Source organism: Paenibacillus sp. FSL R5-0527, from assembly GCF_038008055.1.
Lineage (GTDB): Bacteria > Bacillota > Bacilli > Paenibacillales > Paenibacillaceae > Fontibacillus > Fontibacillus macerans.
Genome location: NZ_JBBOYI010000001.1, coordinates 13,173 through 26,315 on the forward strand (window position 1 = coordinate 13,173; position 13,143 = coordinate 26,315).

Below are 13,143 nucleotides of genomic sequence, written 5' to 3' on the forward strand. Positions count from 1 at the left end.
AACATAGTTAACTCTTCCCGGTTTCGTTACCGACTCGGACAGAAAGGAATGGCGCATTTGCGGGACAAACAACGATATTCGCCCTCCTCATGGATGCCGCTTGGGCTGCTTAACTTTTTCGTTTACGGAACGATGGTCATTTTCGCCGCCTTTTTTCAATTATATTTGCAGGACATCGGCATGGACAAGCTGGAGATCGGAAGCCTGATGGCGATCGGGCCTGTCATCTCTTTGCTTGCTCACCCGTTTTGGAGATACATCAGCGATCTGCGCCAAAATCCGCGGGCCGCTCTGATCGCTATGATGCTCGGCTTGCTCGTCATGGGCCATTTGGTGTTTAAAGCGAATACGTTTCATATGCTATATCTGACGATGATTTTGCTTTATTTTTTTCATAGCCCGCTTCTCTCGCATAGCAATGGCCTGGTTTTAAGCTACATGGAAGGCAGCGAGCGGAAATACGGCATTTTCCGGATATGGGGTTCGCTCGGCTGGAGCTTAGTCGCGCTGGGGGCCGGGCCGATCATTGACGCCGTGGGTCATAACGGCATCTCTTTGCTGTTCAGCATTTGCCTGATGCTGGCAATCGGGTCCGCGCTGCTGCTGCCATCCATCCGCCAAACGTCGAATACGCCGTGGCTGCGAACGGTTGAAATCGCGCGGACGCTGCAGCATAAATATTTCGTCGCTTTTACCGTATTCGGCCTGCTGGTGGCTATCCCAAACGCGATCAACGGCATTTTCCTCCCGCTGTTCATCACGGAACTGGGCGGTTCCCGCCTGCAGGTCGGGGGCGCTGTTTTTCTGTCCACGGCTTTTGAAGTACTCGCTTTTTCCGTGCTGAACCGCTACTTTAAGCGAAAAATCACGTTTTTGCTCGGCTGTATCACAGCGGTCAGCCTGCTGTTCGCGTTAAGATGGAACTTGATGTCCGATGCGACCCAGCCGGCGCAGATCATGCTGATTCAATTGCTGCACTCGGTCACGTTCGGCGGTTTCTTCTATGTCGGCATCAAGCTGATTGCCTTGCTGCTGCCCCGCCCGCTGCGTTCCGCCGGACAAGCGGTTTATACGGTTGCGCTCAGCGGACTCGCCGCGTTGATTGCCGGTTTCTTCGGGGGCTGGTTGTACCAGAACCTCGGCGGCGGCGTCATGTATCGTACCGGGATGGGGTTGTCCCTCATTGGCGCGCTCGGTTATGCGGCCATGTGGTATCGTATCCACAAAAACGGCTATTCGCCGATCATGGAACGGTACTAATATCGATAACCTTGGACAGGAAAAAACAATGCCTTCCAAGCGTCACGCCCTCCGCCGAGGTTACGCCGGATGGAATGCATTGTTTTTCTGGATGCATCATTATTGTAAAATATGAAATGCATACCAGAGCAAGCGTTTCTTTGGGATTTTGCGTCTGCTTGAAAGCTTTGCGGCGTTTGCAAAACCGGCTTTTGCCCGGGTGTACCGCCCTGCAAACTGGAAAGGAGTTGGCCCGCTTGCCGAACATCAAGCAAATCGCCGAGGCGGCCGGCGTCTCCATTACGACCGTCTCCCGCGTCCTGAACGATCATCCTTACGTGAGCGAAGCCAAGCGGAAAGCTGTTGAGGAAGCGATCCGCAAGCTGAACTATTCGCGCAATATGAACGCCGTTCATTTGATCAAAGGCACGACCCGGACGATCGGCGTCGTCCTGCCCCGCATCAATCTCTACTATTTCGCCCGGATGATGGAGGGGATGGCGCAGGAGGCGCTGCTTCACAACTACCAACTGATGCTCTGCCAGACGGATTACCGGCACGATGAGGAGCGGAAGGTGCTGGAGATGCTGCGCAACAAGCAAATCGACGGGCTGGTCATCTGTTCCCGGTCGCTGCCGCTGGACGAGGTGGAGGCCTACGCCGCCTACGGTCCGATCGCGTTATGTGAAGCCGTTCGGGACCGGCCGCTGTCGTCCGTCTACATCGACCATTACGCCATCTTTCAGAAGGCGATCACCTATCTATGGGACAAAGGACGCCGCCGGATCGGATTCACCGCGGGACGCCGCCGCAACAGTCCCAGCCTGCGCCGCCGGCTTGCGGCGTACAACGACACGCTGCTGGCTTTGGGCGGCAGCCCCCGCCAGGAATGGGTGCTGGACAGCTGTTACGACATCGGGGACGGCGCCGCGCTTGTCGAACATCTGCTGGCCATGCCGGAGCGTCCCGATGCCCTGCTGATCACCGGGGACCAGGTTGCCGCCGGCTTCATCCTGGCCGCTCGCAGCCGGGGGCTTGAGGTGCCCGGCGATTTCGCCGTCATCGGCTTCGACAATCAGCCGATCTCCGCCGTGCTGGGCATTACGACGATCGATAATCGGCTGTCCGAAATCGGCGCCCGCGCCTTTGCTCTCGTCCGCAGCCAGCTGGCCGGCCAGCGCCCCGGCCCGGCCAGCGAGGAGCTCGGCTTCCGCTTCATCGAGCGCAGCTCGGTGTGAGGGACGGGACTGATGCTGCGGAAGTACGTGAAGTTACGGGAAGTTACGGGAAGTTACGTAAATTACGGCCAGTTACGGCAAGTTGCCGCAACTTGCTCCAAATCCCGCGAAATGCAAAGGTGCATGCGATTTTTGTCGATAGCCCTCAAAACGGGCGGCCCAAATGCATAAGTGCAGTTCATTTCCGCTCCAAAGTTACTTTTTTATCCTATAGCCCCAATTCAAATGCACTTTTGCATTTCAGCCGCTCAAAATACGGAAATTTGTAGAATATGAAATGCACTTTTGCAGTTGATCCATCATTCACCCACCATTCATCATTCATCATTCACCTATCATCTATCATTCATCTATCATCCATCCATTCCAGCCGTCGTTCCACCCAAAGTAACGTGCCAAAGCAAGACGCGCCTATTTCACCCACTCATGCTACAAAGAAGAAAAAGACGGCCCTCCCGGTTGTATCCGGGGAGAGACCGCCTTTTCGTTGAATTCCGGTATTTACTAATTGCATGTTGGCCGCTTCCATTGGCACTATCCAATAATTGCCGAAACTGCCTTAGAGCCGATACGACCGATACGCCGATTGAAAAAAATCCAATAGACTTCACTTATATCGCCCGTTTTGCGCCCTGCTGAGCCCCACCTATTGGAAATATCCAATCAAGCCGCTGTATTCACCACTAATCTTCCAGTTCCATTGGATGTTTCCAATCAGAACGTTGTGCGATTATGGCCGCCAGGCCGCGAGGAACCTACTGCGCAGCATTTCTTGAAACGCCGGTTCCCCGGCTTCCCCGTTACCGCCTACCGCCCCCTGCCGCCCGCATTACTTCGGCAATTGGAACGAGCTCTTCAGCGAGACGATCAGGTTGAACACCGGCTTGCCCGGCTCCGAATATTTTGTATCGACGTTGAAGTAGCCATGCCGGAAAAACTGGAATTTATCTTGCGGCTTCGCATCCTTCAAGCCCGGCTCGACATAGCCTTGCACCACCTTGAGCGAGTTCGGGTTAACCAAATCGAGGAACGACTTCTCCTCGATGGTGTCCTCATCCGCTTCCTCGTCCATGATCAGCGGCTCGTACAGGCGGAACTCGGCCGGTACCGCGCTGCTTGCATCCACCCAGTGGATCGTGCCTTTCACCTTGCGGCCGGTAAACCCGCTGCCGCTTTTCGTTTCCGGATCATACGTGCAGTGTATCTCCACTACGTTGCCGTCCGCGTCTTTAATTACGTCGTGGCATTTGATGAAATACGCATGCTTCAGCCGCACTTCGTTGCCCGGGAACAAGCGGAAATATTTGCTTGGCGGGTTCTCCATAAAGTCCTCGCGTTCGATGTAAATTTCCCGCGAGAAAGGAATTTGGCGATTGCCCATGTCCGGGTTTTCACTGTTGTTTTCGGCTTCCAGCATTTCGGTTTGCCCTTCCGGGTAGTTCGTAATGACCACCTTAAGCGGGTCAAGCACCGCCATCGTGCGCGGCGCTCTGAGCTTCAGATCCTCACGGATGAAGTGCTCCAGCGTTTTCGGATCAATGCTGCCGTAAGCCTTGGAAATCCCGGTTTCGTAAACGAACGCCTTGATTGCTTCCGGCGTCACCCCGCGGCGGCGCAATCCCGAAATCGTCGGCATGCGCGGATCGTCCCAGCCGTCCACATACCCTTCGTCCACCAGCATTTTCAGCTTCCGCTTGCTCGTGACCGTCTGCAGCAGATTCAGCCGTCCGAACTCGTATTGATGCGGCACCTTCGGCATTTCCGTTTCGGCGATCGTCCAGTCATAGAACGGACGCTGATCCTCGAACTCCAGCGAGCACAGCGAATGGGTCACGCCTTCGATCGCGTCCTCCAGCGGATGAGCGAACGCATACATCGGATAAATGCACCATTTGTCCCCGGTATTGTGATGAGACGCATGCACGATGCGGTAAATGACCGGGTCGCGCAGGTTGATGTTCGGCGAAGCCATGTCGATTTTGGCGCGCAGCACCTTTTCGCCGTCCTTGAATTCACCGGCCCGCATCCGCGCGAACAGATCGAGGTTCTCCTCCACCGAACGGTCGCGGTAAGGGCTGTTTTGCCCCGGCTCCGTGAGCGTGCCGCGCATCTCGCGGATTTGCTCGGCGCTGAGATCGTCCACGTAAGCCTTGCCCTTTTTGATCAGCAGTACGGCGCGGTTGTAAATTTCCTCAAAATAGTCGGAAGCGAAATGCAGCTCTTCCCATTCGAAGCCCAGCCACTTCACGTCTTCCTTGATCGAATTGACGTATTCGACGTCCTCCTTGACCGGGTTCGTATCGTCGAACCGCAGATGCGTCCGTCCCCCGAACTCGTCGGCCAGGGTAAAATTGATCCAGATCGCTTTGGCATGTCCGATGTGCAAGTAACCGTTCGGTTCTGGAGGAAAACGCGTCACCACGGTTTGCACTTTGCCGCTTTTCAGATCTTCCGAGATAATGTTTTTAATAAAATTGGGAGGGGTGCTGTTGTTTACCACAGGTATCAACCTTTCCATTTCATAAGTATCTGTATACTATCCCCGATTTTCTTCTTCTAAATATACCGATATCTCCGCAATTGTTCAATGGCTCGGCGCATTCGCCTGTTTTGACGGTTGTTTTCTGTTAAGATAAAAGCAAATATCACGTCATTACTCGAAAGGAAGCGACATAACCATGCCTTTAAAGCCCATCCATCTGACAAAAGAGCAGCGAAACCTGGTCATCCCCCAAATTCAGCAATTTTTCGAGGAGGAACGCGGCGAAACGCTGGGTGAGCTTGCGGCGGACGGGGTGCTCGATTTTTTCCTGACCCGCATCGGGCCGTATGTATACAATCAGGCGCTGGCCGACTGCCGCCAGGTGTTGAACGAGCGCATGGTCACCTTGGAAGAGGACATTTACGCCCTGGAGGTTCGTCCGCGCCTGCCGCGGTAACAAGCGCTGCCCGCCGGTGCCGGAGCAGATTGCCCAAGCACCCGCCCGGGGCGCGGGGCAGCTTCCGGTTTCCAGACGCCTGTCGCCACTATACCTTGCGCCACATTAAGATATCGTCCACATACTGTCCACCTATAAAAAACTCGCCGATGAGCCGTCCCTGCTCCACAAATCCGCAGCTTTCGTAAAAAGCCACGGCCCCGGGATTGCTGGCCAGCACGCGCAGGCACAATTTGCGTACGCCCCGCTGCGCGGCGAACGCCAGCAGCGCCTCCATCAACGCGCGCCCGATTCCCATCCGCTGGCATTCCGGATGGATGGCGATGTTCAACTCGAGCACATGGGCGTTGCTCGGCAGCGGCGTCGGCGGTTTAAAGCCGATGTAGCCGCAGACTTGCTCGCCGATTCCGGCCACGATTTGACTCCCCGGCGGGCAGCTTTGCAAAAATTGCTCGCGCGAATCCCAGACGAGCCGCTCGGACGGCGTGTTCCGGTCATCCCAGACAAGCCGGTCGATCTCCATCAAAGTGGGCGCATCGCGCATTTCCGACAAGCGGGTCCAAACCTCGTTTTTCATCCGCTTCCCTCCTTTTGTGCCGCCACGTTTTTTTCTTTATTTTACACGTTTCGCCAATTTTCTGCCCCCCTGCCCGGGGGACTCTTTACATTCCCGATGCGATGCCGGTCGTTTCCCGGCCTTCCCGGTTCATAAACGCATGGATCAGAAACGCGCCGATCGCCAGCGCCGCAATCACCACCGCCAGCCAGGCCACCGGGACCAGTCCGTTCCAGTCGAACAACACGCCCATCGCGTAAGGCCCGACCACCCGGCCCGCAACCCCCATGCCGCCGACCAGTCCGAGGTAAAAAGGAGCGCCTTTGCCCGTTTGGTCGGAAATAAACGACGGAATCGCCGGCGATATGAGCATTTCCCCAATCGTCGTCAGCACCATCGCCAGCACCATGCTAGGATAAGTGTGAAAACCTAAAATGGTCACGTAACCAAGCATATAAAACACAGCGCTGGCCGTCATCTGCGCTTGCGGCGAGCCGGCGAAGGTCCGCTTGATCCAGAGCACGAAAGGCTGCCCGACAAATATCAGCACCCCGTTCAGCGTCCACAGCACGCTGTAGTTCCATTCCGGCATCCCCCGGGAGATCGTAAACGGCGATACGCCGTTGTTCCAAATGCAATTGGCCAGCCATAGGAAAAATGAGCCAATGCCCATAAACAAATAAACCGGATAACACTTCATCAACGTCCACACGCTCTGGCCTTCCGCGACGGTTTTGCGTTTTTCCACATGCAGCTCGCCTTGGCTTTTTTGAACTTTGTTCAAATAAAACCAGAAAAAAACCGCAAATGCCGCCGACGTCAGCCCGTTCAGAATAAAGCTCAAATCGTAGGAAATCTGCGCCAAAAACCCGCTGAGCGCCGTACCTACGGCAACGCCGATGTTGTTCGCCACATAAATGACGTTAAACAGCTCGCCCCGCCGTTCCGCGAAGCGAAAGCCGATGAAGGCCTGGATCGCCGGCATGGACATCGCGTTAAAAAAGCCGACCATAGCAATCAGCAGCATAAACAAATGCCAGTTGCCGCTGCCGTAAGGCAGGAGCAGCAAAAACAACGCGTTCAGGCCAAGCCCGCCCACAATCAGCCGCGTGACCCCAAGCCGGTGATACAAAGCCCCGCCCAACAGCTGGCCGGCGATGCCGCCCAGGGACATGACCAGAATGACCAGACCGGCGTCCGTCACCGACCTGCCCAATATTTTGAACACAAACATCGTGATTAGCGGCCACATTAAAGAGCCGCCGGCTGAATTGATCAGACTGGCCACCAAAAAAACTTTAACCTCGCGCGGATAAGCACTCAGCCACTTCATTCCGTTACTCCCCCCTTTTGTACATGCGGTTCTCTATATAAAACAAAGGAGAGCCCCAGGGGCTCTCCATCGACGCTAGGATTACGGCGAAAATCCGCACCGGTTGCACATTGCCCAGATTACAATAGTATCGCTCAAAAGGGCAAGCCAGGCAAGTACATCTATTGCCGCTTTACATTAACAACGGTGGAAAAAAACACCGCGCCTCCGCCCAGATCGGCAAGCCGGTCGGGCGTGAGGGCATTGGCCCGCGTGCGGCGTCCGTCTTCCTGCTCCCACCATAGCCCTTGGCTGACGACGATGCCCGGCAGCATTTTGTCGGTGACAGAGGTTTTTACCCGGTAGCTGCCGCGGTCGTTCCACACCGTTACCTCGTCGCCGTCTTCAATGCCGCGCTCCGCCGCGTCCTGCGGATGGATTTGCAGGAGCGGGCTTTTCTCGAGCGCGGTCAGCTTCTCCACGTTGCCGAACGTCGAGTTCAGGAAGCTGTGGTTCGGCGGCGAAATGAACATCAGCGGGTAAGCGTCCCCCTCGCCCGGCCGGCGTTCGCCGTCATAGCCTTCCCGCAGCGGCACGTAAGTGGGCAGCGGCGGCAGGCCGGCTCTCTCCATCGCGGCGGAATACAGTTCGATTTTGCCTGAAGGCGTCTTTAAGTTGTCCAAATAATCCTTCTGGTGCTCCATGTTCAGCTTGACGAAGCGCTGCTCCTGCAGCTTTTCCAGTGTAACGCCTTGCAAATAGGGGTTGTGCGGGAACTGCAAGGCTTGCCGGATCATATCCTCCTCGCTGTCCCGGAACGCTTCCTCCTCGAAGCCCATCGCCGCCGCCAGCAGCTTGAACGTCTCGACGTTGCTTTTGCTTTCGCCCCGGGCCGGAATGACCGGCTCCTGAAGCTGGACATAATGATGCCAATAAGAGCTGTACAAGTCCGTATTCTCAAAAGAGGACGTCGCCGGCAGCACGATGTCGGCGTATTTGGCCGTGTCCGTCAGGAACAGGTCGTGCACGACGGTAAACAGATCCTCCCGCCGGAGGCCCCGCTCCACCTTCCCGGTATCCGGCGCGACCACCGCCGGGTTGGAGCAATACACGAACAGCGCGCGGATCGGCGGATCGAGCGTCAGCAGCGCTTCGCCAAGCCGGTTCATGCTCACCGTGCGGGCGCCCGGGTTCGGCCGCAGATCGGGCCGCTCCAGCGCGGCCGCGTTCATTTTCCCGTAAGCGCCGTTCGACTTGTACGCACCGCCGCCGGGCACAAGCCACTGGCCGGTCAATGCCGGCAGGCAGCTGATCGTACGCACGTTCATGCCGCCGTTATCGTGGTGCTGCAGGCCGTTGCCGATGTGAATGTAAGCCGGCGAAGTCTCGCCGTACAAGACGGCCAGCTTGACGATGTCCTCCGCCGGCACGCCGGTGATCGCCGAAACGCGCTCCGGTGTATACTGCTTCACATGCTCGCGCAGCTCGGCGTGCCCGATCGTATACCGCTCCAGGAATGTTTCGTTCACGAGCCCGCGCTCGAACAGCACGTGCATGATTCCAAGCGCCAAGGCGCTGTCCGTTCCCGGATACAGCGGAATAAACCAGTCGGCCCGCTGCCCGGTGCGGTTGCGGTGCACGTCGATCACGACCAGCTGCGCCCCTTGCTTGCGGGCTTTTTCGATCAAAGCGACCTGGTGCATGTTCGTGCTGACGAGATTGCCGCCCCAAACAATGATCAGCTTCGCGTTTACCGTTTCCTCCGGGCTGGTCCCGCCGCCGAAGCCCATCGTATATTTCCAGCCCGCGTTCCCCGCGGAATTGCAAATCCCCTGCTGCAGCTGCGTCGTACCCAGCCGGTGGAAGAAGCGCCGGTCCATCCCGTCGACGCTGAGAATCCCCATATTGCCGTAAAAGCTGTACGGCATAATCGATTCCGGCCCATGCTCGCGGATAAGCTCCTTGTATCGCCCGGAGATTTCCGCCACCGCCTCGTCCCAGGTAATCCGCGCGAATTTCCCTTCGCCTTTGGCCCCGACCCGCTTGAGCGGATAGAGCACCCGTTCCGGATGGTAGACCCGCTCCGCCATATTGCGGACTTTGTTGCAAATCGCCCCCTGGGTCACCGGATGATCGGGATTACCCGTCACCTTCACGATTTTTCCGTTTTCTTTGTGAAGCAGCAAGCCGCAAGTATCGGGACAATCCAGCGGGCACACCGCCGGAAACACCCCGTTCTCTTCGTGGATCATGTCTATCCCCTCCTGTCTTAGCTATTGTAGAAAAAAGCTTTTGCTTTTGTCTACTGCCGCAACACCTTGATTGGATATTTCCAATAGATCAGATTCACCAGAGCTTAAAATGCGCTAGCGTTACATTACCTCATGTACAAGACGACTTGTATTTCTAATATTTTTGAGATTTCCCGGAAAAGCTCAGGTTTTCGAATCGAAACTATCGTCCGCCGGATTTCAGTGAAATAAGCTCCATGGCAACCGTTACAATTTGAAATCAACGTTTTTGGAGCAAATAACGCGACTTATGCGAAATCAATTGGATTATCCCAATGAAATTACACAAAAAAGGCCGCCCCTCACCAAACCCTTAATGAGAAGCGGCCTGTCATGCCGTCACGGATCATGCCGGCCAATACGGATCAAGCCAATGATAGAGCTACTCCGAGTACACCTTAAATCTTACACCCTAAATCTCACGCCTTAAGCCCTTACGCCCTAAGCCGTTACATCCTAAGCCGTTCTGCTGCCCGTCTTAGCGGATACGGAAGCCCCTGCCCCCTGGCCTGCGCCGGAATCGGCTTTCGTTCCCCTATCCTTCAAATAAGCCGTCCAATACGCCCCGGCCACGAACAGCCCGCCGCCGGTCAAATTGCCGAGCCAAACCGGGACGAAATTGCCGAGATATTCGCTCCAGGAGTAATACCCTTCGAAAATCGCCGCCGGAATCAGAAACATATTGGCCACGACGTGCTGAAAGCCGATGGCGACAAACGCCATCGTCGGGAACCAGATGCCGAGGATTTTGCCGCTCATATTATCGGCCCCGTAAGACAGCCAGACGGCCAGGGCCACCAGCCAGTTGCAGCCGATCCCGGAAACAAACGCCGGCAGGAAGCTGTCGTCCAGCTTATGCCCCGCCATATCGACCAGTTTATCCAAATACGGCCCGCTTGCCGTCAATCCGACGACATGGCCGAAAAAATAAGCGACAAACAGCGCTCCGACAAAGTTGCTTAATGTGATCAGCACCAGGTTTTTGCACACTTCGCCGGTCGATATCCGCCCCGCCATCCGGGCCAGGGGAACGGCCATCATATTCCCCGTCAGCAACTCTCCGCCAGCCAAAAGCACGAGTATAAGGCCGATCGGGAACACCGCCGCGCCGATGAATGTGGCAAAGCTCCCCCACTCCTCCGGGGCGCTGGCGATGACGCGGATATCCAGCAGAAAACCGAGAGCGATAAACGCTCCGCCGAGAAACCCGAGGATCAGCACGGTCAACAGCGGATTATGCGCCTTTTTTATCCCGTTCTCCACGGTCACTTCGGCAATCTGCGCGGGTTTATGGTAAGCCATGATCAAGTCTCCTTCTATTCGTCTCACTTTACTGCCCGAGTCTATTGTAGCGTCCCCGCTTCCTCCAAATAAATAACATAAATCACGGATGGTGAAAAAATTCACATTTAATCCGCCAGCATTCCTCCCGTTACCGGTGTCCCTCTCCCCTTCTTCCCGCCAATGGCAAAAAAAGGCCGGCATCCGAAGCTCCGGGGGTTGATCCCGCTAGGCTTCTTCCGTCGGCCGATTATGGCCGCTTCGCGATAACGGCGAAAACGGCGAAGATTAAATTAATGGCTCGCTTTCTTCTGCCCCCGTCAAGCGTGCACAGACTCCTTGCTTGGCACCTCCGGCAGCACGCCAAGGCCGGCGCTGTTCAGGAAGTTCCACGGCTTGTTGTAATGCGGCTGGAAGAAGAAGTCGACAAAAGCCAGTTCCTCCATCTTCATGCCGTTTTGAATGCATACCGACATCGTGTTGATCGACTGGGTCAGATCCGCTTTCGACATAATTTGCGCGCCCAGGATGCGCCGCGTGTTCGGTTCGAAAACGACCTTTAGCGTAACCTGTTCATGGGTCGGCATGAATTCAGGCCGGTAATTGTCGTTAATAAGCACCGCCTCAGCCTCAAGCCCCGCATCCTTGGCGGCCGCTTCCGTCAAACCGGTTGCCGCGATGTTGTCCTCGTAAATCTTGATGCCCGAGGTTCCCTGGGTGCCAAGGTATTTTACGGTTGGCGCCGCCAGATTGCGGGCGACCAGCGTCCCCATGCGGACCGCGTTCGTGGCCAGCGGAATGTAGGCGTGTTTGCCGGTCGGGTTGTAAAACACCGCGCAGCTGTCGCCAGCCGCATAAACGTCCGGCTTGCTGGTGCGCATATATTCGTCGACGATGATCGCCCCATTGTCGAGCATATCTACTTGGCCTTCAAGCAGCCCGGTATTCGGACGGAAGCCAATGCACATGATCACCATGTCGGCGTCGTATTTACCCTGATCGGTCACGACGCGGGTTACCTTGCCTGCCTCGCCCTCAAAGCGGGTTACCTTCTGTCCGAGCGCCAGCCGAATACCGTGTTCGCTAAGCGATTGCTCGATTTTGTCCGTGTACTCCGGATCCAGGTATTTGCTCAAAATCCGCTCCTCCGCGTCGATCAAAGTGACCTGCTTGCCGTTCAATTGAAAAGCTTCCACAAGCTCCACGCCGATATAACCGGCGCCTACGACGACGATATTTTGCGCCTGTTTGGCCTTTTCGATAATCGTATTGGAATGGTTGAAGTTTTTCGAAAGCACAATGTTTTCCAGCTCAATGCCCGCGAATTTCGGCACGATCGGCCACGATCCGGTCGTCACGACCAACTTGTCGAACGTGTCCTCGAACTCTTCGCCGGTGACCAAATTGCGGGCCTGCAGAGTTTTGGCGTCCGTATCGACCGCCACCACCTCATGGCGCATTTTCGTGTGGACCCCCAGCTCCGCCAGCTGCTCCGGCGAGGAGTAAAACAATCCTTGAGGGTCCTTCACCATACCGCCGACGTACAATGCGATCCCGCACGACAGGAACGAAATATTGTCGTTCCGTTCGTAGACGGTGATGTTTGCTTCCGGGTATAGTTTAGCGATATTGACGATAGCGGCCGTGCCTGCGTGCGTACATCCGATAACTGCTACTTTCATGATGGTTTCCTCCTCGAAATGTTTGTTTATTTTTCCACATATTCAGACATATAATGTGAAAGTGTTCACTTAAATAACTGGAATCTTGTGAAATGTTTCACCTTATGTTTTATATTATAGTGTGACATTTTTCACATTGCAAGAAAAAATAATTTTTTAATATTCATAATTTGACTCAAAACCGAGATCAGTGCTTGACAAAATAAATTATGATAGCGTTCGTGTCTTGGTATCCCTGCATGCTGCTTTGCACGATTATCCCTCTTGTTCAGGGGGTGGAGGGTAGGGGCTAATCACGGTCCTTTCATTTTTTCCGGTGTTTTGCCCCATTCCTCCTGGCATGTCTGCATCACTTCTCCTAAACCTCCTTCTCACAAACCTGTCTAACGATCTCGAACTAATGATCTCGAACATGTCTGCTTCTCCCAAACCTATTTTCTTCTCCTGAAATTATCTTCCTCTCTTATATTCCTCTCTGCTTCCGGATCAAATGGGATAATCGTGCAAAGCGTCCGGACAGCGGATATTGATCTGCCGATATTTCTTGCCACGATCGCTTACCGGCCCTCCCTGTCGAGCGCTGATTATTAGGTAACCTAAAACGC

9 protein-coding genes are annotated in these 13,143 nt (G+C 55.3%); 3 read left to right on the forward strand and 6 right to left on the reverse strand.

Annotation, left to right across the window (positions count from 1 at the left end; translation table 11 throughout):
• The first annotated feature begins 48 nt into the window (after positions 1-48).
• Positions 49-1,260: an MFS transporter gene (locus NYE69_RS00075; protein WP_115311329.1), complete on the forward strand. Its 1,212-nt coding sequence runs from the start codon at positions 49-51 to the stop codon at positions 1,258-1,260.
• A 236-nt stretch (positions 1,261-1,496) separates the two neighbouring features.
• Entirely contained in the window at positions 1,497-2,477 is a 981-nt protein-coding gene (locus NYE69_RS00080; protein WP_036619173.1) for a LacI family DNA-binding transcriptional regulator, read from the forward strand.
• Positions 2,478-3,306: 829 nt separating this feature from the next.
• On the opposite strand, the gene NYE69_RS00085 is transcribed toward NYE69_RS00080, so the two are convergent.
• Positions 3,307-4,995 carry a glutamine--tRNA ligase/YqeY domain fusion protein gene (locus NYE69_RS00085; protein WP_036619172.1) on the reverse strand — a complete coding sequence of 563 codons (1,689 nt, stop codon included), beginning with the start codon at positions 4,993-4,995 and terminating at the stop codon, positions 3,307-3,309.
• Between the two features lie 160 nt (positions 4,996-5,155).
• Here NYE69_RS00085 and NYE69_RS00090 point away from each other — a divergent pair, with 160 nt between their 5' ends.
• Entirely contained in the window at positions 5,156-5,416 is a 261-nt protein-coding gene (locus NYE69_RS00090; protein WP_036619170.1) for a DUF2164 domain-containing protein, read from the forward strand.
• An 88-nt stretch (positions 5,417-5,504) separates the two neighbouring features.
• On the opposite strand, the gene NYE69_RS00095 is transcribed toward NYE69_RS00090, so the two are convergent.
• The 5 genes from NYE69_RS00095 to NYE69_RS00115 form a co-directional block, all read right to left on the reverse strand.
• Entirely contained in the window at positions 5,505-5,993 is a 489-nt protein-coding gene (locus NYE69_RS00095; protein ID WP_036619169.1) for a GNAT family N-acetyltransferase, read from the reverse strand.
• 85 nt (positions 5,994-6,078) lie between these two features.
• Positions 6,079-7,305 carry an MFS transporter gene (locus tag NYE69_RS00100; RefSeq protein ID WP_036619168.1) on the reverse strand — a complete coding sequence of 409 codons (1,227 nt, stop codon included), beginning with the start codon at positions 7,303-7,305 and terminating at the stop codon, positions 6,079-6,081.
• A 161-nt stretch (positions 7,306-7,466) separates the two neighbouring features.
• A complete protein-coding gene (locus tag NYE69_RS00105; RefSeq protein ID WP_124332443.1) occupies positions 7,467-9,536 on the reverse strand; it encodes a molybdopterin-containing oxidoreductase family protein in 2,070 nt (689 codons plus the stop codon).
• A 495-nt stretch (positions 9,537-10,031) separates the two neighbouring features.
• Positions 10,032-10,877, reverse strand: a complete 846-nt coding sequence (locus NYE69_RS00110; RefSeq protein WP_036619166.1) for a formate/nitrite transporter family protein — start codon at positions 10,875-10,877, stop codon at positions 10,032-10,034.
• A 299-nt stretch (positions 10,878-11,176) separates the two neighbouring features.
• The gene (locus NYE69_RS00115) at positions 11,177-12,538 is read right to left on the reverse strand and encodes an FAD-dependent oxidoreductase (RefSeq protein WP_124332441.1); all 1,362 of its coding nucleotides are present in this window, start codon (positions 12,536-12,538) and stop codon (positions 11,177-11,179) included.
• Between the last annotated feature and the right edge of the window lie 605 nt (positions 12,539-13,143).